General features: G+C 69.2%; 22 protein-coding genes and 3 pseudogenes. 8 read left to right on the forward strand and 17 right to left on the reverse strand.

Annotation, left to right across the window (positions count from 1 at the left end; genetic code table 11):
- Nucleotides 1-99: 99 nt before the first annotated feature.
- A pseudogene (locus ACZ52C_RS40085) lies at nt 100-465 on the reverse strand (transposase); the annotation flags it as partial.
- An 88-nt stretch (nt 466-553) separates the two neighbouring features.
- Between ACZ52C_RS40085 and ACZ52C_RS40090 the strand changes: the two are divergent.
- From ACZ52C_RS40090 to ACZ52C_RS40105, 4 genes and pseudogenes are all read left to right on the forward strand, one after another.
- Nucleotides 554-1,849, forward strand: coding sequence for a hypothetical protein (locus ACZ52C_RS40090; protein ID WP_469079471.1), 1,296 nt, complete (start codon nt 554-556; stop codon nt 1,847-1,849).
- Nucleotides 1,850-1,913: 64 nt separating this feature from the next.
- Nucleotides 1,914-2,561 carry a hypothetical protein gene (locus ACZ52C_RS40095; protein WP_469079472.1) on the forward strand — a complete coding sequence of 216 codons (648 nt, stop codon included), beginning with the start codon at nt 1,914-1,916 and terminating at the stop codon, nt 2,559-2,561.
- 87 nt (nt 2,562-2,648) lie between these two features.
- Nucleotides 2,649-2,987: a DUF6420 family protein gene (locus ACZ52C_RS40100; RefSeq protein WP_469079473.1), complete on the forward strand. Its 339-nt coding sequence runs from the start codon at nt 2,649-2,651 to the stop codon at nt 2,985-2,987.
- 118 nt (nt 2,988-3,105) lie between these two features.
- Nucleotides 3,106-3,201, forward strand: a pseudogene (locus tag ACZ52C_RS40105) (VOC family protein); the annotation flags it as partial.
- Nucleotides 3,202-3,212: 11 nt separating this feature from the next.
- Here the strand turns inward: ACZ52C_RS40105 and ACZ52C_RS40110 are convergent.
- From ACZ52C_RS40110 to ACZ52C_RS40130, 5 genes are all read right to left on the reverse strand, one after another.
- A complete protein-coding gene (locus tag ACZ52C_RS40110; protein WP_469079474.1) occupies nt 3,213-4,013 on the reverse strand; it encodes a restriction endonuclease in 801 nt (266 codons plus the stop codon).
- A 758-nt stretch (nt 4,014-4,771) separates the two neighbouring features.
- Nucleotides 4,772-6,145, reverse strand: coding sequence for an outer membrane protein assembly factor BamB family protein (locus ACZ52C_RS40115; RefSeq protein WP_469079475.1), 1,374 nt, complete (start codon nt 6,143-6,145; stop codon nt 4,772-4,774).
- Nucleotides 6,142-6,696, reverse strand: a complete 555-nt coding sequence (locus ACZ52C_RS40120; protein WP_469079476.1) for a SigE family RNA polymerase sigma factor — start codon at nt 6,694-6,696, stop codon at nt 6,142-6,144. The genes ACZ52C_RS40115 and ACZ52C_RS40120 overlap by 4 nt, the downstream gene beginning before the upstream one ends.
- 371 nt (nt 6,697-7,067) lie before the next feature.
- The gene (locus ACZ52C_RS40125) at nt 7,068-7,223 is read right to left on the reverse strand and encodes a hypothetical protein (protein ID WP_469079477.1); all 156 of its coding nucleotides are present in this window, start codon (nt 7,221-7,223) and stop codon (nt 7,068-7,070) included.
- Between the two features lie 662 nt (nt 7,224-7,885).
- Entirely contained in the window at nt 7,886-8,929 is a 1,044-nt protein-coding gene (locus ACZ52C_RS40130; protein ID WP_469079478.1) for an NAD(P)-dependent alcohol dehydrogenase, read from the reverse strand.
- 97 nt (nt 8,930-9,026) lie between these two features.
- Between ACZ52C_RS40130 and ACZ52C_RS40135 the strand changes: the two genes are divergently transcribed.
- Together ACZ52C_RS40135 and ACZ52C_RS40140 are read left to right on the forward strand one after the other, a co-directional pair.
- Nucleotides 9,027-9,623, forward strand: a complete 597-nt coding sequence (locus ACZ52C_RS40135; RefSeq protein WP_469079479.1) for a TetR/AcrR family transcriptional regulator — start codon at nt 9,027-9,029, stop codon at nt 9,621-9,623.
- A 225-nt stretch (nt 9,624-9,848) separates the two neighbouring features.
- Nucleotides 9,849-10,421, forward strand: coding sequence for a DUF4240 domain-containing protein (locus tag ACZ52C_RS40140; protein ID WP_469079480.1), 573 nt, complete (start codon nt 9,849-9,851; stop codon nt 10,419-10,421).
- 26 nt (nt 10,422-10,447) lie between these two features.
- Here the strand turns inward: ACZ52C_RS40140 and ACZ52C_RS40145 are convergent, their stop codons facing one another.
- The 4 genes from ACZ52C_RS40145 to ACZ52C_RS40160 all read right to left on the reverse strand — a co-directional run bounded on the left by ACZ52C_RS40145 (nt 10,448) and on the right by ACZ52C_RS40160 (nt 14,603).
- Nucleotides 10,448-12,043 carry an ISL3 family transposase gene (locus ACZ52C_RS40145; protein ID WP_469079481.1) on the reverse strand — a complete coding sequence of 532 codons (1,596 nt, stop codon included), beginning with the start codon at nt 12,041-12,043 and terminating at the stop codon, nt 10,448-10,450.
- 178 nt (nt 12,044-12,221) lie between these two features.
- Nucleotides 12,222-13,280, reverse strand: coding sequence for a PIN domain-containing protein (locus tag ACZ52C_RS40150; RefSeq protein ID WP_469079482.1), 1,059 nt, complete (start codon nt 13,278-13,280; stop codon nt 12,222-12,224).
- Nucleotides 13,281-13,367: 87 nt separating this feature from the next.
- On the reverse strand, nt 13,368-13,796 hold the full coding sequence (locus ACZ52C_RS40155; RefSeq protein WP_469079483.1) for a hypothetical protein: 429 nt from the start codon (nt 13,794-13,796) through the stop codon (nt 13,368-13,370).
- A gap of 258 nt (nt 13,797-14,054) precedes the next feature.
- Nucleotides 14,055-14,603: a replication-relaxation family protein gene (locus ACZ52C_RS40160; protein ID WP_469079484.1), complete on the reverse strand. Its 549-nt coding sequence runs from the start codon at nt 14,601-14,603 to the stop codon at nt 14,055-14,057.
- A gap of 212 nt (nt 14,604-14,815) precedes the next feature.
- Between ACZ52C_RS40160 and ACZ52C_RS40165 the strand changes: the two are divergent.
- Nucleotides 14,816-15,001, forward strand: a pseudogene (locus ACZ52C_RS40165) (DNA helicase); the annotation flags it as partial.
- Between the two features lie 279 nt (nt 15,002-15,280).
- Here the strand turns inward: ACZ52C_RS40165 and ACZ52C_RS40170 are convergent.
- From ACZ52C_RS40170 to ACZ52C_RS40195, 6 genes are read right to left on the reverse strand one after another with little or no spacing between them, the layout of a single operon-like run.
- Nucleotides 15,281-16,339, reverse strand: coding sequence for an LLM class flavin-dependent oxidoreductase (locus tag ACZ52C_RS40170; RefSeq protein WP_469079526.1), 1,059 nt, complete (start codon nt 16,337-16,339; stop codon nt 15,281-15,283).
- The gene (locus ACZ52C_RS40175) at nt 16,339-16,863 is read right to left on the reverse strand and encodes an SRPBCC family protein (protein WP_469079485.1); all 525 of its coding nucleotides are present in this window, start codon (nt 16,861-16,863) and stop codon (nt 16,339-16,341) included. Before ACZ52C_RS40175 ends, ACZ52C_RS40170 begins: the two co-directional genes overlap by 1 nt.
- Nucleotides 16,864-16,914: 51 nt before the next feature.
- Nucleotides 16,915-17,439 (reverse strand): NTP transferase domain-containing protein, encoded by a 525-nt coding sequence (locus tag ACZ52C_RS40180; protein ID WP_469079486.1) that lies wholly within the window; start codon nt 17,437-17,439, stop codon nt 16,915-16,917.
- A 1-nt stretch (nt 17,440) separates the two neighbouring features.
- Nucleotides 17,441-19,996: a bifunctional FO biosynthesis protein CofGH gene (locus ACZ52C_RS40185; protein WP_469079487.1), complete on the reverse strand. Its 2,556-nt coding sequence runs from the start codon at nt 19,994-19,996 to the stop codon at nt 17,441-17,443.
- Nucleotides 19,997-20,000: 4 nt separating this feature from the next.
- Nucleotides 20,001-21,071 carry an LLM class F420-dependent oxidoreductase gene (locus ACZ52C_RS40190; protein ID WP_469079488.1) on the reverse strand — a complete coding sequence of 357 codons (1,071 nt, stop codon included), beginning with the start codon at nt 21,069-21,071 and terminating at the stop codon, nt 20,001-20,003.
- A 24-nt stretch (nt 21,072-21,095) separates the two neighbouring features.
- Entirely contained in the window at nt 21,096-22,139 is a 1,044-nt protein-coding gene (locus tag ACZ52C_RS40195) for an acyl-CoA dehydrogenase family protein (RefSeq protein WP_469079489.1), read from the reverse strand.
- Between the two features lie 170 nt (nt 22,140-22,309).
- Between ACZ52C_RS40195 and ACZ52C_RS40200 the strand changes: the two genes are divergently transcribed.
- Complete coding sequence (locus ACZ52C_RS40200) at nt 22,310-23,113, forward strand: alpha/beta fold hydrolase (RefSeq protein WP_469079490.1); 804 nt, start codon at nt 22,310-22,312, stop codon at nt 23,111-23,113.
- Here ACZ52C_RS40200 and ACZ52C_RS40205 read toward each other — a convergent pair.
- On the reverse strand, nt 23,105-23,629 hold the full coding sequence (locus ACZ52C_RS40205) for a winged helix-turn-helix transcriptional regulator (protein ID WP_469079491.1): 525 nt from the start codon (nt 23,627-23,629) through the stop codon (nt 23,105-23,107). The two genes, ACZ52C_RS40200 and ACZ52C_RS40205, sit on opposite strands and share 9 nt — an antisense overlap.
- Nucleotides 23,630-23,719 lie beyond the last annotated feature (90 nt).

The following is a 23,719-nucleotide window of genomic DNA, read 5'->3' on the forward strand; positions in this document are numbered from 1 at the left end:
AACTGCGGCGGATAGTTCTTCATGACCACGAGATGTCCGTTCTCAGATCCTCAGGATCCAGTGTCTCGCGTGTCCAGGATCAAGGGTCAAGGCCCCGGCGACGTTTGCCGAGGTCTTCACGCTCTGGGCGTCGACCACGGCCGCGGTGGGCTCCGCACGGCGACCATGGAATCGGCGGGTCTTGTCGCGTAACAGGTCGTGGACTTGCTGGGTGGTGCCGTCGGCTTCCCACTTCGCGTAGTAGTCGTAGACGGTCTTGTAGGGCGGGAAGTCGTGCGGCAGGTACTCCCACGGGATGCCGGTGCGGTTGACGTAGAGGATCGCGTTGACGATCTCTCGCAGGTCGTGCACCCGGGCCGCCGTGCCGGGGCCTGTCCGTCTCGCCCGCCAAGCGGTGAAGACCGGTTCGATCAAGGCCCAGCGGGCGTCGGACACGTCACTGCGGTACGGGCGACGAGCACTCACGCCTCATCCAACGACCGCCAACGACGCCAGTCACAAAATCACCTCAGAACACCAACTACCTAGATCAGATGCTCTCTAAGCGGCCCTGATGCAGTCAGGAGGCATCGGAAACGCTCAGCTCGCGCGCCGGGTGAACGCCGCCGGCCGCGAACTGGGGCTCCGCCTGCACTACGACAAGACCAGCGTGTCCCACTGGCTCGCCGGATCCGTCCCCAAGCCCGAAGCCCAGCCCGCCGTCACCGAGGCGCTCTCCCGGCTGCTCGGACGGCCCGTAACGAGCGCGGAAGCCGGCTGGGAAAGCAGCCAAAAGCCGACCGGAGAAAGCGACTTCGTGGCAGGAGTGATCGACCTGAGCCGGGCAGACATGGATCCCACCCGCCGCGGAGTGCTCAAGACCGGCATGTACGCCGCGGCCCTGGCCGTGCCGCGGTTCGAGGACGTGGCCGGGCGGGCGGAGGCGGTGGCGGCCGGGCGGACCGTGCACATCGGCCGGTCCGACGTCGACACCGTCCGCACCATGACCGACAAGATCGCCGACATCCTGGACCAGGTGGGGGCCGGCCACGCCCGCCCGATGGCCGCTGCCTTCCTGGTCAACACCGCTGGCCCCTACCTGCGCGCCAGCGGCACCGAGGACGTCACCCGCGACATGCGCGCCGCCGTCGCGGACTTCGTGTACCTCACCGGCTGGATGGCCATGTACGAAGACCAGCAGGGCCTGGGCCAGAAGTACTACCTGCGCGCCCTCGAACTCGCCGGCGCCGCCGAGGACCACATCACCTACTGCCGCACCCTGCGCGGCATGAGCCTGCAGGCCACGCATCTGGGGCACGGCAAGAAGGGCCTGGAACTCGCCGACGCCGCCGCCGAGGCCGCGCCCTCCGCAGGGCCCCGCCTGGTGGCTTTCCTGCGCGGCCAGCAAGCCGCCGCCGCTGCGATGACCAACAGCCGGAACACTGCCCTGGCCCGACTCCGTGAGGCGGAAGCCGCGCTGTCACGCGCTGACGACCGCCGCGATGCCGTAGGCGGATACGACCAGGCTGCCTACTTCTTCCACGAGGCCCACGTGCGCTGGCACCTCGGAGACAAGGACGGCTCCATCGCCTCCCTGCGCCGCTCGAACACCGCACGCTCCCCACTGGAGCGGCAAGGCCACCTCCACTGCCTCGGTGTGACCGCCGAACGCCAGTTCCGCATGCGGCATATCGAGGCCGCCTGCCAGACCTGGGGAACGTTCCTGGACCAGCACGTCACGATCTCCTCCGCCCGAGGAGACGAGCACCTGAAGACCATGCTCAAGGCACTTCCGGCCTACCGCCAGGTCGCCGGAGTCCGGGAACTGGAAGAACGCGCCCGGCACATCGCCGCTCTCAAGACAGCCTGACGGCTTCCGTACTCCGACAACGCCGAAGACACCATCGCTCTCAGCCTCATCGTGGAGATGCCCCATGAAGCGCCGCAACCTGCTGCGCGGCGCCCTGGCCGCCGGCTTCACCGCTCCGGCGCTCGCCGCGCTCACCGCCGCCCGGACCGACGTAGACCAGACCCTCTCCCCCGACACGCCTCAGGACCTGGCCGACCTCGAGGCCGCAGCCGAGAGCTACGGATACGGCTACCACGGACAAGCACCCACCCGTGTCCTGGCCGACCTGGCCACCGACTTCACGACCCTGCGCCCGCTGCTCACCGTCCCGCAGTCCGCACCCGTCCGGGCCAGGTTGTGCCGTACGGCCGGGCAGATGGCCGGGATGACCGCGATCGTCTTACACGACCTGGGCAGCCGCCGGGAGTCCCGCGCCTGGTTCACCACCGCCACCCGGGCCGCCGCCGAATCCAGCGACGGCCATCTGCACGCCTGGGTCCTCGCCCGTGAGGCGATGGTGCCGCTCAACTACGGCGCTCCGAGGGCAGCGGCCAGCCTCGCCGAACAGGCCCGCCGCATCGCCGGTACCCGGCCGACCGCTGCGGCGACGCTGGCGGCCGCGGCGCCGCCCGCGCCTACGCCCTCGACCACCAGAGCGAGCAGGCCCGCCAGGCGCTCGCCGACGCCCTCATGGAACGCCTCCCCGAGGGCAAGCGGTCGGACACCTGGCTGACGTACGGCGAGCAGAAACACCACGTCCACCGCTGCCCGCGCCGATGGTGCCGATGGCGTCCCGCAGGAGCCGGGTGAGGCCTTCGACGTGGGCGTTGTGCAGCGGCAGTTCCTGCCGCACGCCGATCATGAGCTCCAGCGCGACGTCGGGCACGAGCGCCTACTCGCCGAGCCCGCCGTCCCCGGCGAGGCGGCGCGACACCGATTCGATCACGTCGTGAAGACGGCTTACCGGCTCATCCTCGAACAGTTCCACCCGCGCCGAGCGGAGGGGCGCTGCCTTGAGGCGGGGTGCAGGCACCGGGCCCGGTTCTCGCCTGGCGTGTTCCGCTGCTTCGAGGTGTGGAAGGACGCTATCGATCTGACCGCGTTCGTACGCGCGCTACTCGCGGTTGAGCTGGGTGACACCGGGCTCAGGAACTGCTGAAACTCGACCTCTGCTGAGTGGGAATCCCGCGCTGGAGTACGGAAATCCTCAACGGACCTCCCCTGTTGATCGTGCTCGGCGACTCGTCGACGCCCGGCCACGAGTGGCTCGGCGGGCTCCCCGGGGCGCGGTCCGCGTGCGACTCCTCTACGACGGCACCGACGCGTGCATCGTGATGCAGGACATCGAGGGCACCGAGTTCTGTCTCGACTGAGTCGTTCTCGCCTACCCGGCAGCCCCTTCCGCGAGGGGAACCTCCCAGGGGCGGGGGCCGGTGCCGTCCGTCCATGCGCGCAGGGCCTCCCCGCCCATGCAGACGATCCCGCACTGTTCGGCGTACTCCAGAGCCGGCGCGGTGAAGTCGCTGGTGGTGACCAGTACGGCCACATCGGCCTCGTGGACGGTGAAGCAGGTCCCGCCGAAGCGCTGCAGATCCTGCGAACCGACCCGGTGCGATGCGCCGTACTGCTTGCACTGGACGACGATCCGGCTCCCGTCGGGTGCCGCGGCGACCACGTCGGCGCCGAGGTCTCCTGCCCCGCCGACGACCTCGACGGCGGTGCAGCCGTCACGTTCGCAGAGGGCGGCGACCTCCTCCTCGAACTCCTCGGGTGTCAGGGCGTCGTAGTCGGCATCGACGGTCTCGACGGTGTGGTCGGCGGCCGGACGCGGACGGGGAACCGTCGGCGCCTCGGTCCCGGTTTCGGCCCGGGCTTCGACCTCGGCCTCCAGGCAGTCGGCCGCTTCCATCGCCGCCCGGTCGAGTGCCGCCGCCGCTCGGCGTGCCGCGCTCGCCACGTGCCACCGGCGCCGCAGGCGCAGGGAACCCGCGAGACCCGCGACAGCCACCACGATTAGGACGAACACCCAGGCGGGGCGCCGCTCCAGAGCGCCGGCCACGGTGTGGACCGCGAAGCCCACCATGCTGACGACCATGGCGAGAAGGACGAAGAATAGGGCGGTGGAGCGGAGGTCGAACCCTCGTCGGCGGTTCGCAGGCGCTGTACGTCGCGCGGGTGTGGTCACGGCATGCCCCCTCGTAGGACCGATGGGAAGATCAACTCACCGTGTGCCCAAGATCGAGAAGTTCACCGTTCCGCCGCCGCACCGGGCGACGGCGGGTGCTCCTCCGGCCTCGTCTCCGAGTCAACTCAGCGCCCATATACGGACGGTGTCGCCGGTGTCGGAGGTAACCGGACGCCGGCCCGCAGGACTGAGCAACCACACTGAGCCGCCGACTGGACTTTTACAAGAACAACGACTTCGGTGACCAGTTCGGCAAGCAGCAAGCCCAGCGCATCCTGCAGGACCTGAGCAGCGCAGGACTGTTGGAGCGGGACGTCATCCTGGGAGCGCTCTGGCAGCCAAGGGCGCCTCCGATCGTGCGGTGCGGAACCGAGCTTGGCTGCATCGTGGCCTCGAGCGACTGCCTGGCTCTGCGGGCCTCCGAGAAGCCCATCAGCTACTGCGAAACGCCCGCCCGGGGACGGCACACACGAGACCGTGGTGGAGGGACCCATCATCCCGGCCTACTGCGAACCGCTCTTCTGCAAGGGGAGACAACCTCGTCACTGATCTGCCGCGTCGCACCAGTTCAGGTGGGCTTCGGAGTGCTGAGGAAGCCGTTCGCTCAGCGCGACCCTTTCTGGCCTGGGCCGGATCGGCGCGGTGAAGGCGCCGCGCTTGACCCGAGCGTGACGGGACGGGCCGGGCCGGTCTCCGGGCCCGGGGGCGCGATGCCCCCGACCGGGACGGTGGTCACCGTCCGGGCCGGGGGCGGGCGGTCAGTCGCCCAGGCTGGGCAGGAAGGAGACCATCCTGCTGCCGCTCCGGGCGATCAGTACGTCCCCGTGGAGCAGGGCCTGGGGCATGGCTCCGTGCTTGCCGGCGTCGACGTGACCGCGCCAGATCTGCTCGCCCGTGTTCGCGTCGAGGCCGGACAGATCGCCGTCCGGGCCGAAGAAGTACGCGACGTTCCGGTGCGGTGACACCACCGGTTTCGCCAGCTCGGGCCAGTTCGCCTCGCTGTCGGGCACCTTGATGCCGACCGGGGCGGTCCACAGGGTCTTTCCTGTCGTGAGCGAGTAGGAGGACGCCTGGCCCGCACGGGACACGGAGATCAGACGGTCGCCGACGAGGGCCTTGGCGGCCGGGGTTCCCCGGACCGGGTAGGACAGCGGGGTCTGCCTGCCCGAGCTGTCGATGACGGTCAGCCTCTCGGTCCTCGCTTTCTGCTCCTCCTTCTCGAAGACCACGCTCGTCCGCTCCGGCGTCCTGGTCAGGACGATCCGGTCCCCCCAGGTCCCGACGATCTGCTGCCTGCCGGGGAGGGACGTGATCTTGGTGGTCCGTCCGGTGGTGGGGTCGAGACGGAGGACGTCGGTCGGGCCGGGCTTTTTGGTCTCCGGCGCGCAGAGCAGGTAGGGGACACCGCTCAGCACCACCCGGTCGCACCAGATGCCCTTGCCCCAGGTGTGGCGCCACTTCACCTTGCCGGTGCCCGGATCGACGGCCGACAGCGTCCGGTCCTTCGGAGCGTTGGCCAGCACCGCGCCGTCGATGAGCAGGACGGCCTGGTCGTCACGGTTGTCGCTCGCCAGCGTCACCGTCCACAGCACTTTGCCGCTGTCGGTGTCCACCGCCATCAGGTCGGTGCCGGGGGCGTAGTTCCCGTTCGGCCCCTTCTCGGCGGTGTGGTTGCGGTAGCCGTAGAACACGCCGTCGCGCACGGCGACCGGATGGTCGGACCCGAAGCCGCCGTCGCCGTTGACCTTGACCGTCCACAGCCGTTCCCCGGTGTTCGCGTCGAACTTCGCGGCGTCGTACTTGGACCCGGCGCAGTACAGCGCCGAGCCGTCCACCAGGCAGCCCCGCTCGACGGCGCCCCGCGCGTCGGTACGCCACGGCTGCCAGCCCTCCGGCGACTGCGCCGGCCGCGCCGGCCGGTCCTGGTCGCTCACCCCGCCGCCCCCGGAACCGAACACCACCCCCACGGTGATCGCGGCCACGGCCGCCGCCGTCCCCGCCACCTGCGAGAAGCGGCGCCGGGCGTGCCGCCGCACCACCTTCTCGACCAAGTCCCCGGGTGCCCGTACGCGATCCAGGTCGACGGCGTGCAGCGTCTCCCGGACCTTCTGCTCCACCTGTTCCGTCGTCATCCCTGAACCCCCTTCGGCGTAAGGCTGAGCTGCTGTGCCTGTCCGTCCGCGGGCCCGGCGGGCCCCAGTTCCGGGACGAGGGCCCGGAGTTTGGCGAGCGATCTGTATGCCGTGCTGCGCACCGTGCCGACCGGGCATCTCAGCAGCGCGGCGACCTCGGCCTCCGGTAGGTCCTCGAAGTAGCGCAGGACGACCACGGCCCTCTGGCGCTTGGTCAGTCGCGCGAGCGCCGCCCACAGCGCGATCCGCAGCTCGGACTCGGCCCCGGCGTCGGCGTCGGTGCCCGATTCCGGCAGTACGGGCACTGTCGTCTCCGCACGGTGTCCGCGCAGCCGCCAGCGGTTGACCTGCTGGCGGTACATGACCTGGCGCACATACGCCTCGGGCTGCTCGATGCTCGACCAGCGTCCGTAGACCTTCATCAGCGCGATCTGCAGCAGATCCTCGGCTCCATGCCGGTCCCCGCCCGTGAGCAGCACCGCGAGCCGCAACAGCGCGGTGGAGCGCATCGCTACGAACTCCCGGAACTCGTCGTGACTCGACGCCTTCATCAACCCTCCCCCTTCTCGGCACCCCTCACGACGTGCTGAGCCACGCACTGCTATCCCTCGTCGAGGAAGATTGTGCGTCCACCGCGGGGGAGAGAGGTACGCGGCCGCGACGTACGGGTCGCCGCCGTCGTCAGCATCCGCTCCCAGCGCTGTCGCACCGGCCCGATCAGGCCGCCGCCGACACCGACGACGAGGATGCCGGCGACCGTGGCGACCGTTGCGTAGAGGACGGGCCGGGCGACGTCATGGGCGATGCCGGCCTGGCCTGCTCGACTGGGGTACGGCGGGAGAAATGTGCCTTGCGCTGGGCTCGTCCATCTCCGCGTACCAGTCCGGGGCGTTCTTCTTGAACTTGCGGTGCGGTGGCGTCACTACACGTCCGCCAGTCTGTGCGCCGGCCCCTGGTAGCCAGCATCGGCGAGCGTCTCGACCGGCGGTCCGTCGGCCCGGAACCCGACCAGCGGCAACTGGCGTGCGTGGGTGATGTCCGCGCAGCTCGCGGGCTTGGTCGGGCTGCACCACAGCACGTGCCGTGCGATTGTGATCCGGAGTGGGAGGGCAAGCCCGGTCCCCTCGCAGTGGAAGCACTGGCCGCCACCTGGTGTGTTGCAGCCGCCGATGGTGCCAGCAGCATTCTGGAAAAGACGGGTGCGGCCGATGGTGTGCTCCGCGTGGATCGGGAGTTCGTGGCGTTTGCCGAGCGTGACTTCCAGCGCGACGCCAGGGCCGGTGTACCGGGTGTCCCAGGAGAAACCGTGGGTCAGTGTGCGGATCGTCTCGTGCAGTTGGCATCGTCTCCGCGTCGGACACCTGTATGCGGGCCGAGAGCACGACGTCGATGACCGCGGCGAAGGACACCAACGCGGCCGGCCGGGAGAGCGGCCCGAGCCGACCCACGGGGTCGGGATGCGTGCGCTGGAGCCGGGCCAGGGCGTGCCACATGCTGCCCGGCAGGTCCAGGGCGGGTTCTTCTTCTCTGCTGCGTCTCATGAGCCCTGTCTACGGTCCGGCACACGCGTGCAGCCGTGTTCGGCCTCTTTGATGGCGCTCGTTGAAAGCGACCACTCCCTGCTCGGGGGTGACCCTGTACCTGCTCGATGGATCTCCCCACCCAAGCGGCACCTGACCTGTGTCCGGGCGGCCCTCGTGGTTGGCGCCGGGCTTGCTGTTGGACAGGCCGCCCTGTCGGTCAGTCCAGGTCGGACATGTCGAGTACGAAGCGGTAGCGGACGTCGTTGCGCTCCAGGCGTTCGAGAGCCCTGTTCACCTGGGACGACGGCAGCAGTTCGATGTCGGCGGTGATGCCGTGTTCAGCGCAGAATCGCAGCATGGCGGCGGTGGACGGGCGGCCGCCGCTGCCGGCGGAGCTGAGCTTCTTGCGGCCGATGAGCAGGTCCATGGTTTCCACGGTGAGCGGTCCGAGGTGGCCGAGGTGGCTGAGGGTGCCGTCCATGGCGACCGCACGCAGGTACGGAGCCAGGTCGTGGGGGGCGGGGATGGTGTCGATGACCACATCGAAGTGGTCGCGGACCGCTTCCATCTGCCTGGGGTCGGTGGAGACGACGAATCCCTGCGCCCCCAGGGCGCGCGCTTCGTCGGCCTTGTCCATGGTCCGGCTGATGACGGAGGTCGTAGCGCCGAGCGCGATCGCCATCTTGACCGCGAGGTGTCCCAGGCCGCCCAGTCCGGCCACGGCGACGGTGCTGCCTGGGCTCACTCCGAGCGCCCGCAGCGGTTCCCAGACGGTGACACCGGCGCAGAGCAGGGGGGCTGCGGCGGCCGCGTCGAGGCCCGCAGGGAGGTGGTAGGCGAACCGATTGCTCACGACGTACTCGCGGGAGTACCCGCCCAGCGTGGTCGACCCGTCCTGCCGGTCGGCTCCGCCGTAGGTCAGTGTCGGGAACTCACGGCAGAAGTTCTCCTGCCCGATCTGGCACGTGCGGCACGTGCCGCACGAGTCGACGATGTTGCCGACGGCCGCGGGGTCGCCCGGGGCGAAGTCGGAAACCGCGCTGCCGACCTCGGTCACCACGCCTGTGAACTCATGCCCGGGTACGAGGACGCCGCTCGCGTCGCTCTTGTGCGCCTGCAGCGCATGGAGGTCTGTGTGGCAGACGCCGCAATACTCGACGCGTACCGCGATGTCCTCCGGGCGCAGGTCCCGGCGCTCCAGCGCCGCGCGGCGCAAGGTCCCCGTCGCGCTGTCGGCCTGCCATCCGGTCGTGGAACGCATCACTATCTTCTTAGACAGACTGTTCGGTCTATCTAAACAGTAGGCACATACGAGCCGAAAAACAAACAGACGAGTTTGTCTGTTAAGGTGCGGAGTTATGCCTGACCAGCCATCCAGCAGCCGCGGAGCCGCGACGTACCAGCGCATCGTCGACGCCGCCACCCAGGAATTCGCCCAGTACGGCATCGCCGGCGCGCGCATCGATCGGATCATCGCCGCCGCACACACCAACAAGGCGCAGCTCTATGGCTACTTCGGCAACAAGGAACAGCTCTTCGACGCGATCTTCTTCGCCTCACTGGAGCGGATCACCAATGTCGTCCCCATCGACGCCAAGGACCTCGCCGACTGGGCGGTGCGCCTCTATGACGAGTACCTCAGCCGCCCCGATCTGATCCGGCTCGCGACATGGGCGCGCCTGGAGCGGCGCCCAACTGGGCATCTCGTCGCGGACAACGACCGCTACGACGACCACAAACTCCGCGTCATCGCAGAGGCCCAGGCTGCCGGTCGCATCAGAGAGGGAGACCCCTTCGACGTCATGGCCATGGTCATCGCCATGTCCATGACCTGGTCTCCGGTGAGCAACGTCTACGCCGCCTCCGCACAGGAGCCCGCGAGCGTGCACGACCAGCGGCGCACCCTGCTCCGGGACTGCGTGAGCCGCGCCGTCGCCCCGGACCGGGGACCCTGAGCACACCAACGACGGCTCGGTTCGACCCACACAGCACGAGCGGGCGGCCGCGGCCTTCACCTGCGAGGCGCTCGTCTTGCTCCCCAATCGGTTGAGGGGCAAAACGAGTGGAGCGACGAGTAGCCCTGGCCGATTCCAGGGCTCTGGCCGCAGTTCCGTGAAACGGCCAGACGTCGGCAGGTGGCCAGGATCGATTGTCATCGGGTCGTGGCAGAGTGCGCGGTCATGGAGATCGACACGTTCTGGGACGTCATCGAAGCCGCGCAAGCCGGGGCTGCCGCAACGGGCGAGCCTTTTGACGAGGTCCTCGTCAAGCAGCTCGCTGAGAAACCGCGGCAGGAGATCCTGGAGTACGCGGAACGCTTCGATGAGCTGCACGACGCCCTGTATCGCTGGGATGTGTGGGCAGCTGCCTACCTCATCGGGGGCGGATGCTCCGACGACAGTTTCATGGACTTCCGCGCCGGTGTGATCGCCTTGGGTTGTCAGTGGTACCAGCGCGTGGCCACTGACCCCGACAGCCTCGCTGCGCACCCTGATGTCGTTCAGGCTGCGAACGTCCGGGCCCGTTCCGAGGCGCTGTTCTACGAGGACGTGAACTATGCAGCAAGCGGGGCGTTCGAACGGGTCACAGGTGATGCGGATGCCTTCTACGAAGCATGGCGCAGCTTCCGCAGGGCCGATACAGAGAGCGACAACACAGTTGATATGGGTGAGGATTTCGACTTCGACGACGACAACGAGATGAGCCGTCGACTTCCATGTCTGGCCGCCCTGTTCCTTGGCACCAGCCCCTGAAAGGGGCTCCCACAGGTCCGTGATGCTCAAGACTGGGTGAGGATGCGGGTCCGGAGGAGTTCGAACGAGGCTCGGCCGTACATAGCCCGCTTGAGTGTCTTCACCCGGTTCACGTTTCCCTCGACGGCTCCAGAGCTCCAGGGCAGGGTCAGGCCGGCGGTCACTGCGTCGAGGTCCTGGCGGAGGAAGCCGGCGAAGCCCTTCATGGGCTTCGGCGCGTCCTGCTCGGCCTGCCGGATCCACTCCGGTAGCAGGTATCCGCGCTGGTGACGGACCATGTCGGCGAACGCCCGAGCGAGGTCGCAGGCCTGGGTGATGTCGGGGCAGGCGAGCCGGACTTGTAGGAGCCGCTCATCCTGGCTCTGGGTGAGCGTTTCCCGGGGCCGCATGATCCACGAGGTGATCTTGCGAGGGCTCGGGATGTCGGCCCGGACCGGTTCGGCGGTGCCCGCGCGGAGGGTGGCGAGGTGTTTGCGGACGACCTGGCGGCTGCCGCGGTAGCCGCGAGCCTGGATCTCCAGGAACAGTCGGGTGCCGCTGACCTGGCCTTGTGCCTCGGTGAAGCGGGCGTTGAGATACGGCTTGAACGGCTCCAGGACGCCGTTGGGGCGGCGCTCACGCGCGGAGGCCAGCAACTCGTCGAGGTCGGTGTCGCGGAAGCGGCGCACGGTCTTGCGGTCGAGGTTCTGACGGCGGGCGATGGCGCTGATCGTCCAGCGTTTCTCCAGCAGGCGGTGGATGTCCTCGTAGCGGTGGCGGGTGCGTTCGATGATCTGGGTGCGGGGCAGTTCCGCGGGCGGTAACAGCATTGGGGACCGCTCCGACGCCTCGGTCACCGTCTCCTCCTCGGCACGTTTGCGCAGGCAGTCGCGGTGCTGGCGACAGGTCTTCTCCACCGCGGCGGATAGGTTCTGCAACAGGTGCCAGCGATCAGCGACTTCCAGGGCATGAGGGGCGGCTTCCTTGACCGCCTTGGTATAGGCGGTGGCCCGGTCCCTGCAGATGATCTCGGCTCCAGGATGCTCGGTGAGCCAGGCCGCGAACGTTTCCGAGGTGCGGTCGGACAGCACGTCCACGACCCGGCCGGCCTCGACGTCGACCAGCACGGTGCCGTAGGTGCAGCCCTTGCGGAAGGCGAACTCGTCCACCCCCAGCACCCGCGGCGCACGGTCCGGCACCGTCGGCGCCGTCAGCAGCCTGAGCAGCCGGGTCCGACCTGCGACCAGCCGCAGGCGGCGGCACAACCGCGCGGCCGGACGGCCGCCGAGCTCGATCGCGATCGACCGCAGCCAGCCTGTCAGCCCGGTGCTGGAGCGGCGGTGCCGCTCGGACAGGCCCGGCACCTGCTCGACGAACGTCTTACGGGAACAGTTCCTCCGGTCACAGAAGTACCGGCGGACCCGCAGCCGGACTATGACCCGGTGAGACCCCAATGGCCTTTCATCCAGGGTTCGTTGATACGTACTATGTATGCGCCTCGCCTGTTTCCGGCAGTCCGGGCATCGGCCCGGGCGAGCGGTGGACACGGCCTCCACCACGAGGACGCCGGAGAAGTCGCTGACGCTCTCCACTCGCACATCGATCCCGGGAAACAGCACAGCCTCGACCGTCTTGCTTGCCATGCCGGGACATACTCTGCCGAAACGATCCCTTGCTCACCTCCCTGACCTGGGGATTCACGAAACTGCGGACAGAGCCGATTCCAGAGATCCTCATCATCTTCTGTCCCGGGCAGTGGCGTCCCGACTTCGAGAGCTGTCCCGCCAGGCGGTCCTGCGGCTGCGTCTCGGGGTGCCCGGGTCAGGTCTGCTGTCGCACCGGACGGCCGATGGTCCACAGGTCGCCAGGAGCGCGGACGAACGCGCCGTGGGTCTGCATGTCCCGCTTCAGCTGTGCGGCGGAGATGATGTGGCCGCGCCGAGCGAGCGCGTCGCGCAGATCGCCGGGCGTCAGGGGCCGTCCGCAGCGCGCGAGGTGCCGGGCGGCCAGCTGCTCGCGGGTGGGATAGGCCGGGGGCTCCACCACCAGGAGCGAGTCGCTGAGCGCCCGGTACTCGGTCATCGCCGCGTCGGCCAACTCCAGCAGGGGCACCGTCGCCTCCCCGGCCCGCGCAAGGCGCCGTCGCCAGTTGTCGCGGGTCAGGTAGCCGTTTCGGTAGCACCACCCCAGCAGCCCGGCCACAGCGGCCGTCGCGAGCAGCGGGTTGCGTCCGGCGAGGACGACCAGGCGGTGCGCGCCCGCGCCGGACAGCCGCGATGCCCAGTCGATGACGGTCAGCGCGTTCGCGGCGGTGGCCTCCAGACCTGCCACCCGCATCATGCTCTGGACGACCGGGATCCAGTCGATGACGGCGAACCCGAAGTGGTGGAAGACGCTGTCCTGGGTGACGATGACGCACGGTCCGAGGAACTCTGCGAGCGCCATCGTGGGCGCGTCGTCCGGATCGCCTCTGTACTTGCGCGGCATGTCCGGGTCGACGTGCAGGATGTGCCGGGTCCGCGGGGACAGGTGGTCGCGGATCTCCAGGTCGACCACTCGGAGGGCGGGCAGGATCTGCCGGTTGAGCACGTGCCGCGCCTGGCGTTCGGGCACCTCGAAGTGGGCGGCCATCTTGGCGAGGTGTTCGTCGACCTCGCCAGGAACGTGCGCGGCAATGTACGGGGTGGCGCGGCCGGTCGCGGCCAGCCCGGTGACGCTGTTGCGTCGGCCGTCGTTCTTGGCCAGTGCGCAGGCTTCGACCAGGAGGGCGTTGGCGTCGAGGATGGGCAGCAGCATCGGCCGGTCCAGCACCATCGGGTTGATCGCCGATCCGGAGGGGATCAGCAGCGGCGGTGCCGCGTCGGCACGATCGAACGTCATGGATCAAGTGTGGCCGCCGCCACTGACATTGAGGCAGATTTTTCGGGCCGGGTGCCAGTGCGCTCGGGCGGCTGTAAACGGCGGAGGCTACGAAGCCCAGCCGGGCAGTGCCCCACGGGCGCGTGCATCCTCCTTGGCGACGCGGACACGGGCGGTGGCCCACTGATCGGCGCCGCGCTCAACGTCCTGCCGGTAGGTGGCGCGGGCTCCCACAGACGCGGCTCCGGGTTCGTTGAGGCCGCAGCCCCAACAGATGACCCGATCGGCGTCTGCCGGGCAGGCGGTGCGGGTTCCGCACCGGGAGCAGGCATGCTCGGTGTCGCGGTCCAGGATGTCGCTGCTGGTGATCTGGGTGTGTGTACGGCAGAAGCCGCAACCCACGGTCACCGGCCGGGTCCAGTCGACGTGTCCTCGGTCGCCCGTGAGGACGTAGTCCGCGGAATCCGGCTCCCCGATCAGCCCGCACGCGGTGCAGGCGAAGTACGGGCAGCGTTCCTCTCGGGGGACCTCGGTCACCAGAATCTCCTTCAGAACAGCCGAGTCACAGGTCCTGGCACCGCTGGTGGTGCAGCTGCGCGGCCTCACACGAATCGCCCACGGGGTCTGCGGCGTTGGAAACCCTATCGGCCCCTGATCGGCTGTGATGGGGACTCCGGGCGAACCGGGCCGGGCCGCGCCGCCGTCAGGCTTCGGTAGAGCAGGCCCGCAGAACGACGCTCCCTACGGCTGTTGGTGAGGGAGCATCGTCGTCTCCGGCGGGCCTGCTCCGCCCCTTCAGCGGCCTACAGGCTCCGGGTAGCGGTCGCGGCGCCGTCCCGGGTCGTCGACGCCGATCTCGTACCAGGGCTCGCCCCGCTGGAGCCGGGGCAGGGTGTTCACCCACACCGCGACGGCGATGCCCTTCACGTCGTCGGTGAGCGCCTGGAGGCGGTTGTCGAGCAGGTGCTCCTCCTTGCCCGCCAGCACGACGTGCAGCCGCGGGAAGGTCTGGGAGCGGGTGTAGCGGTGGCGCTGCCAGAACGGGAACGTCCCGCCGATCGTGCCGCGGGCGCCCTCCCAGACGCGGTGCCCGGCGTATCGCTCGTAGTCCCAGACCTCCTTGGCGAGCCGGGCCTGGGACATGGTGCCGTTGTCGAGCTCGAAGAGGCGCACCTCGCTGGTCTTCGTCGGCAGGGCCAGGACTGCGTCGGTGTTGAAGGTCAGGCCGGTCTCCTTGATGGCGTGGTTGACCTCCACCTGCCAGCCGGTCAGATGCTCGCGGCCGCCGAAGGCCAGGATCATGTCCGTCACCGCGACGCCGTGCGGACCGAACCCGGCCTTCACCCTATTGCCGCAGTTGTACGCGCTTACGCCGGTGGAGCCGACGTGTGATTGCGTCGCTCACCTGTTGGGGAATGCGGCCGATCGCCCGGAACGTGTTCGGCGGTATCCCACGGACATGACGGACGCGGAGTGGGCCGGGGCCCGGCCGCTGCTGCCGGTGCCCGGCTGGTTGCGCGGCCGGGGCGGGCAGCCGGAGGCGTACTGCCACCGGTGGCGACTCCGCACAGGCCATCTACGGCTGGCGCGGCTCCCGGGACGTGATGACCGACTTCACCGACGCCACCGCACTCACCCTCACCCGCTCCTTCCGCTTCGGCCCCCTCCTCGCCGAACAGGCCAACCGCTGGCTCGAACTCGCCGAGGCCCCCATCCGGTTGACCGCCTCCCGCATCACCCCCGGCATGAAACCCGCCGCAGCGGACGCCCTCGCCCCCGTGAGCGTTGATGAACTCCGTCCCGACCACATCATCCCCTCCCCTTAGACCCGCCGGTGGCCCCCGCGGTCGCTGAGGCCATGGCGGCCGCCGCCCGGCGCGAAGGCCTGGCTCGACGCTGACCCATCCGCCGGAATTACCACGAAGTCAGTGGTCGAGGCTCCCTGGCCGTCACTCGGATTCCGCGTGCGGGGTCAGGCCCATGGCCCTTGTCCCAGGCGTGACCTGTGGGTCCGCGGCTGGTCACCGGTCGGCGTCACGCTCCATTTCGCGGACCAGGTCGATGGCCCGGCCGAGGTTGGTGAGCCGGGCGTCCAGCGTGTCGCCGGCGGGGTAGAAGCGGGCAATATCGACTCCGGCGTCGCGCCACACCCGCAGCCGCTGCCGCACCATGTCCTCGGTGCCGATCAGCGTGGTGGCCAGCACCATCTCGTCGGTGATCAGACCGGCCGCGCCGTCCCTGTCGCCGGCCTGCCAGCGCTCACGGACCTCCGCCGCGATCTCCGCCCAACCCTGGCGGCTGTAGGCGTTGTTGTAGAAATTCGTACGCTCCGAACCCATACCGCCGAGGCTGAAGGCCAGCTCCTTCTTCCGGCCGGCCACCATCGCGCGCAACGCGTCCTCGTCCTCGGCGAAGGCCACCTCCGCGCCCTGGCAGATGTCGAAGTCGGCGCGGGTACGACCGGACGCGGCAAGCCCTGCGTCCAGGTGGTCGAAGTACGCCTCCTTGGCGCCCTCAGGAACGAAGCTGGTGCCCAGCCAGCCATCGGCGATCTGCCCGGTCAGGTGCAGCATCTTCGGCGAGAGGGTGGCCAGGTAGATCGGGATGTCGTGTTCGGCGCGCATCGACAGGCGCATCGGCCTGCCTTCCCCGTCGGGCAGGGGGATCTGGAACTCCCGCCCGGCGTAGGAGACCTTCTCTCCCGTGGCGGCCTGCCGCACGATCTCGACCGTCTCCCGCATGCGCGACAGGGGCCGGGCGAAGGGGACGCCGTGCAGGCCTTCGATCACCTGGGGTCCGGACGGGCCCAGTCCCAGCAGGAAGCGGCCTTCGGAGATGTTCGAGAGGGTGATCGCGGCGCGGGCGATGGCCATGGGGGTGCGCGTGGCGAGCTGGATGATCGCGGAGCCGAGAAGCATGCGCTCCGTGCGCGCGGCGAGGTAGCCCAGCGGTGAGGGCGCCTCAGCGCCCCAGGCTTCCGCCACCCAGCAGATGTCCATGCCGAGCTTTTCCGCCTCAGTGACGAAGTCCACCGTCTCCGGCCAGTTCGTGGACGCCTCGATCGTGGTCGCCGTACGCATCATCCACGCGCCTTTCCGGGTTCTTCGATCAACTTCTTGATTCCTTCGAGAGTGGTGGTGATGTTGGTCTCGAACTCACGCATGCGCACGAAGACGATCTTCTGCTCCTTCTCCGGCATACGGTCGATGGCGAAGGAAAGACCCGAGCGGCCCGGCCCCATCTGCATCCACTCCCGCAGCAGCGTCCCGCCGTCCTGCGGTTCGACCGTGAAGCGCCAGATCGCGGAGGGGAGTTCGGGGTCCTCGACCGCCCAGGCGAAAACCCGCGGCGGTTCGTACTCGACGACATACGACGTGGTCTGCCACTCGCCCAGCGACTCGTGCTTGCTGCGACCGATGAACCTGTGGCCGATGGCGGGCCCGGTGACCCCGTCGAGCCACTCCACCGACTGAAGCTCCGCGCTCATGGCCGGCATCAGTCCGACGTCCGAGACCAGCTGCCACACCCGCTCCGGCGGGGCATCGATCCAGATCGGCACCTCGACCGTCGGTTTGTCCGCATAACGCGCGCCCGTCCACTCCACAAGCAGAGCCTCCTTCTAGACGTCAGAACAGCCGAACTGAGGCTATGACCTCTAAAGTTGCTTATTAAGACCATCTCTGTCAAGGCCGAAGTCCTCGACAGCTCGCGTCGTGTGTGTCCCCACTCCGAGGCCGAGCGCGATGCCAAGATCCGCCTGGGTGTCCACGTCGCATCGAGCACGGGGCTCGTCCGCGGCGACCGGCGTGGCACCGGCCGCAACGTGCTGACGGAGGGAACCGTCTCCGAACCGGGGCCGCGCGGGGCAGTCGGGCGCAGTGGTGAACAGGGTCGATCCCATGCCCCCACGGTCAGCGACCACTGCGGTGCGGTGCCGGGCTGCGGCGTCCAGCACACGCTGCAGAACGTGGGAGGTCAGGCACGGCAGGTCTGCCATCAACGTCGCCGTCCAGGTGTCGCCTGACCTGCCGGCGCCCATGCCGTGCAAGAAGGCCCCATTCAGGCCGAGCCCTGCCAGCGCCAGGCCTCGGCGCGCTGCCTCGCCCAGCGGCCGGAGCCGGCTCTTGGCGACATCGAGCCGGCGCGCACAGATCACCACTCGCCAGGGATGGCCGTTCACGTCAGTCCGAGAGCCGATGGTGGCCGTCCGCAGCGACGAAGCCGTAGGCCGTTGTCCGCTGGCGGACGGTTCGCCCGACGCCCGCCGCAATGTCGGTGAGCTCGCTGACCGTCTTGGCCGAGCCGTGCTCGGAGCCGGCCATCCGGGAGATGGTCTCCTCCATCAGTGTGCCGCCGACGTCGCTGGCACCCGCTCGGAGCATTGCTTGGGTGCCCTCGACACCGAGCTTGACCCAGGAGGCCTGGATGTTGTCGATCCGCCCGTGCAGCATGATCCGGGCCATGGCATGAACGGCCCGGTTGTCGCGCATGGTGGGGCCCGGGCGGGCGAGGCCGGCGAGGTAGATCGGTGAGCTGGTGTGCACGAACGGCAGCGGTACGAACTCGGTGAACCCGCCGGTCTCGTCCTGGATCCGGCCGAGCACGCGCAGATGGCTGACCCAGTGGCGGGGATCGTCGACGTGGCCGTACATCATCGTGGAGCTCGACCGCAGGCCGACCTTGTGGGCAGTGCTGACGACCTCGATCCACGTGGCAGTGGGGAGTTTGCCCTTGGTCAGGATCCAGCGCACCTCGTCGTCGAGGATCTCCGCTGCGGTACCCGGGATCGTGTCGAGTCCAGCCTCGCGGGCCTGGATCAGGAAGTCCTCGAAGCTCAGGCCCGTGCGCGAGGACCCGTTCACGATCTCCATCGGAGAGAACGCATGGACGTGCATCTGCGGCACGCGTTGTTTCACAGCCGCGGCGAGGTCGAAGTACGCCGTGCCGGGCAACTCCGGGTCGATCCCGCCCTGCATGCAGACCTCGGTCGCGCCCAGCCTCCAGGCTTCCTCGGCCCGATCGGCCACCTGCTCCAGCGAGAGCGAGTAGGAGTCGGCGTCGGAACGCCGCTGGGCGAACGCACAGAACCGGCACCCGACGTAGCAGACATTGGTGAAGTTGATATTCCGGTTGACCACGTAGGTGACCTCGTCACCGACGACGTCCCGCCGCAGGTCATCTGCCAGGCCGCAGATCTGGTCGAGCAGCTCGTCGTCGGCGGTCATCAGCGTCAGGGCCTGCACATCGGTCAGCCCGGCGGGGTTGCACTCGGCAGCGGCCAGCGCCGCTCTGCCGTCGGGCGGCAGCTTCCGCGGCGCGCCCTGTCCGGCCTGGCGACCGGCGAGCTGCTCTCGCAGCGCCTCCCAGTCGCCGTACACGGTGTCGAAGTCGGTTCGTCGGTCGTGGGCGCGTCCCGTCGTGTCGATGTCGCTGTGCAGGTCGGTGCGCCCGTGGTCCTTCAGTGCTGGATCCGGCTCCTGCCAGGGCAGGCCAGTGGGCCGCACGCCCGGGAGAGCCAGGCCGTCCTCCCCAGCCAGCGCCGCGACGTGCGACATGAGCCGGGGGTCCAGCCACGGCTCGCCTCGATGCAGGGAGCCGATGACGTACTCCGGGTGCAACGTCAGTCGCGCCCGCAGTTCCAGACCGGCGTCAGCGGTGAGCGAGCGCAGCCCGTCCAGTGACGGCCACGGCCGCTCGGGATTCACGTGGTCGGGGGTCAGCGGCGACACTCCGCCCCAGTCATCGATGCCGGCCTCGAGCAGGAGACGGCACTCGCCAAGGTCGACCAGGTTGGGAGGCGCTTGGACCCGCACCTTCGGACCGAGCACGAGACGGGTGACCGCGATCGCGGCGCGGTAGTCCTCGAGGCCGAGGTCGTCGACGTGCCGCATCGCGGTGTCCGGCTTGGCGCGGAAGTTCTGGACGATCACTTCCTGGACAGCGCCGAAGGCGCGCGAGGTACGCCGCAGCGCGAAGATCGTCGCCGCCCGCTCGCGGAGCGTCTCGCCGATGCCGACAAGCAGTCCCGTGGTGAACGGCAGCGACAGGCGGCCGGCGTCCTGAAGCACCCGGAGCCGCACGTCGGGGTCCTTGTCCGGTGAGCCGTAGTGCGCTTCGCCCCTGATCTCGAACAGCCGCCGCGATGTCGTCTCGAGCATCATGCCCATCGATGGCGAAACCGGCTTGAGCCGGTTCATCTCCGTCCACGACATCACCCCGGGGTTGAGGTGCGGCAGCAGCCCGGTCTCCTCCAGGACTCGCACCGCCATCGCCCGCAGGTAGGCCAGCGTGGAATCATAGCCCTGTTCGTCGAGCCAGGCGCGCGCCTGCGGCCACCGGTCCTCGGGACGGTCACCGAGGGTGAACAGCGCCTCCAGGCAGCCCAGCTCCGCGCCCTGGCGGGCGATGTCGAGGATCTCGTCGGGAGACAGGTACGGCGCCCGGCCGTCACGGGCCCCATGGGCGGGAGTCTCCACGAACGTGCAGTAGTGGCACCGGTCCCGGCACAGCCGGGTCACCGGGATGAACACCTTCGGCGAGTACGTCACCACCCCCGCACGGCCGGCCGCGACCAGCCCAGCATCACGGACGCGGGCTGCCACCGTGCACAGCCGGTCGAGCTCGGGGCCGGTCGCGGCCAGCAGCGCGGTGGCCTCGTTCTCGTCGATCGCGGCACCACGCTCGGCTCGAGCGAGCGCGCGGCGCACCTCGGCCGGCCTGACCCCAGTGGCTTCCATCGGATCAGACGCCGGCCAGCTCGGCCGCCTCGGCGAGTGTCCTCAACGTGACCATGCGTTCCTCCAGGGTTGGTCCGACACCGCCCGGGGCAGCGCCGCCGTGCGAGGCGATCAGGGTCGTCACCCCGGCGTCCGCGTAGGCCTGGAGCCGGTCGGCCACGCGTTTCTTGGTGCCGATCAGCGTGGTCGCGTCGATCAGGTCGTGCGGCACTGCGGCCAGTGCTCCGGCCGTGTCGCCGGCCAGGTACTTCTCCTGGATCTCGGCGGCCGCGTCTTCGTAGCCCATGCGGCAGGCGAGCTGGTTGTAGAAGTTCTGGGACCGGCTGCCCATTCCGCCGACGTACAGCGCGGTGTACGCCCGCTGGGCGTCTGCCGCGGCGCGGAGGTCGGACTCGCTGTCGGTCCTGGTGAAGGTGACCGGCACGGTTGGAGCGACGTCGAACCCTTCGAGGCTGCCGCCGCGCCCTTCACGGAGCGGGGCGAGCGAGACCTCGGCGTGTTCCGGCGCGAAGAAGATGCCGAGCCAGCCGTCGGCGATCCGGCCGGTCTGCTCGAGGTTCTTGGGACCGATGGCGGCGATGTAGATCGGGAGCGGGTTGCGGACCGGGCCGATGGTGAGCTTCAGCGCCTTGCCGGGGCCGTCCGGCAGCGGCAGTGTCCAATGCTCCCCGGAGTAGGCCAGCCGCTCGCGCGCCAGCGCCTTGCGGACGATTCCGACGAACTCGCGGGTGCGGGCGAGCGGCTTGTCGAACCGCGCGCCGTACCAGCCCTCGGAGACCTGGGGGCCGGAAACGCCCAGGCCCAGGCGGAAGCGGCCTCCGGAGAGCATGTCGAGGGTCGCGGCGGTCATCGCGGTCATGGCGGGGGTGCGCGACGGGATCTGGAAGATCGCGGAGCCGATGTCGATGCGCTCTGTCCTGGACGCCACGTAGGCCAGGACAGTGGCGGCGTCGGAGCCGTACACCTCGGCGGCCCAGCAGGAGGAGTAGCCGAGCCGGTCGGCCTCCTGGGCGACGGCAAACCCGTCGGTGGTGTTTCCGAGGCCGAAGTAGCCCAGGTTGATGCCGAGTTGCATGGTGTTCTCCTTGAGATCAGGCGGTCAGTGCGCTGCGAGGACCTGATCGGCGAGGGCGTCGAGCTGGGCCGCGACCGATCCGAGCAGGGAACGACGTGCCCGTGCGCGCTTGAGGTAGACGTGCGAGGGGTGCTCCCAGGTGAACCCGATGCCGCCGTGCACCTGCAGGGCATCACGGGTCGCGCAGTCGGCGGCGTCGACGGCCGCGGCAAGGGCGGTCTGCGCGGCGGCCGTTGCGTCCGGTCGCTCGTCGTCGAGGGCGGCCGCAGCCCACTCGACGAGGAGTCGTGCGGCGTCCAGCTGGACGTGCCGGTCCGCCAGCAGGTGCTTGATCGCCTGGAAGGATCCGATCGCACGACCGAACTGATGGCGCTGCCCGGCGAACTCGACCGCGCCGCTCAGGGCCCGTTGGCCCGTACCGATCAGCTCCGCGGCGAGCACCGCCCGGACCCGGTCCAGGCTCGCGACCGGCTCCACAAGCGCGGCCGTCACCCCGGCGAGCTCGATGGCCGCGGACGGCTCTGTGACGTCGAAGGAGTCGACGGGAGTCCGGCGAACGCCGGGCGCCTGAAGGTCCACTATCACCGGCACAGTGCCGGCGAACGCGAGGAGTCGCTCGGCGTCCATGCCGAAGGCGACGCTCAGGAGAGTGCCGTCCACGGTGTCGCCGTGGAGTCTCAGCGCGTCTGCGCGCGATCGCGGGACGAGTCCGGTCGGGAAGGTCTCCCAGGCCGGCACCGTCACCGCCGACCCGTCGACGACGTCCGACACATCGATGCGGGTAGCCGCGAGCACGGCGGCTGTCCCGGAGAACGGGATGCGCGGCACCGCGGACCCCACCTCTTCGGCGAGGAGGCACAGCTCGCGCATGCCGCCGCCGGATCCGCCGCGTTCCTCGGCCACGCCGACGCCCAAGAGGCCCAGGTCTGCCAGTGACCGCCACAGCTCCCGGTTCAGTCCGGCCGCGCGGTCTTCCCATGTCGGCGGCACCGGATCGACGCGAGCCGCAGCGCCGAGCACCCCGCGGGCGCTGAGGGCCAGCTGGTGGTGCTCCTCGGACAGTTGCATGGACGTCCTCCTCTGACGACATCTCCGAACAGGGAGGGCGCCATCATGACCAGAGTGCGTCTTAATATGCAACCGTTGAGTTCAGAAGGGTCCCGGGTCTTGACGGAGTCCGTCTATCTACGCAACCCTTCGATCCGCAACAGAATCCACCCACCCGACGAGGTAGCCGGATGCCGCCCGCTTTTTCTGATCTCCTGTGCATTCACGGCTATACGGCCAGCTGGCGAAACTGGGACCCCGTGGTGCCTGAACTGCAACGCCGGCACCGCGTGCACGTGGCTCGTCTCGCGGGCCATGCAGGCGGGACACCGCTACAGCCAGGAGTCCGGCCGACAGCTGGGGCCCTGGCGGACCAGCTGGAGCGGGACCTCGATGCCGCGGGCGTGGACCGCGCCCACCTCGTCGGCAACTCCCTGGGTGGATGGCTGGCCCTGGAACTGGCCGCCCGCGGGCGGGCCCTGTCGGTCACCGCCATCTCGCCCGCGCTGGGATGGGAGCCCGAAGGCGCGCACCTTCGGACGCTGAATCTGAAATTCGCCATGGCACGTCGACTGGCGGGCGCTCCCCTGCTGCCGGTGCTCTTTCGTTCCGGATTCGGCCGGAGGATCGGCCTGAAGCTCGCCGTCGCTCATGGCGACCGGATGTCGGCCGAGGCTGCTCTCGCCTTCGCCCATGACATGTCCGAGTGCACGATCTGGCAGCCCCTGAAGGAGTGGCTCCTGACAACCGAGCACACGATGGGCGCTGTCGATTGCCCGGTTCGCATCGCGTGGGCCGAGGAGGACGCCATGATCCCTCGCCGGCCCTACGGCGCCCGATTCCCCGAGCTGGTGCCGGATGCCGAGTGGGTCACGCTGCCGGGAGTCGGACACGTGCCCATGTACGACGATCCGGAGCTTGTGGTCAGGACCGTCCTCGAACTGACGGCCTCCGTCGACGACGCCGACGATCAAACTGAGCTTGGATCATTCTGACGCCCGAGATGCTCCAGCCTGACGCGCGAACCGACGCTGGACGTCGGGTCGCTCCCTGAGCCGCTCCGGATAGCCGGGCCCCATCTGCATCGTGACGTCCTCGGAGCGCAAGGCCTCCTGACACTCGGCGCAGACCACCTCGGCGTGCGTGTCGTTGCCGCACGACTCGTGATGGAAGACCATCGGCGGGCCCGCCTCCCCCGCCAGCCAGGTGTCACCCCAGCGCGACATCGCCGCGATCACGCCGAAGAAGTCCCGTCCTTTCTCGGTGAGCAGGTATTCGTAGCGCTTCGGCTCGGTGCTGTAGAGCTCCTTCTCCAGCAGTCCTTCGTCGACCAGCCTGCGCAGGCGGTCCGAAAGGGTGTTTCGGGCGACGCCCAACTCCTGCTGGAACTCGTCGAACCTGCGGATGCCGTAGTACGCCTCACGGAGCACGAGCGGCGTCCACCAGTCGCCCAGCAGGTCCATCGTGCGCGCGATCGAGCACGGCCAGTTCGCGAATGACGTTCTCCTCATGACGCCATCGTAGCGGATATCTAAATAAGACTTAGCACTTGACGGGGTCAGTCTATCTACGCAACCTTGTGGGCGGCAGCGCAATGGCAG

Source organism: Streptomyces sp. NPDC034049, from assembly GCF_055575575.1.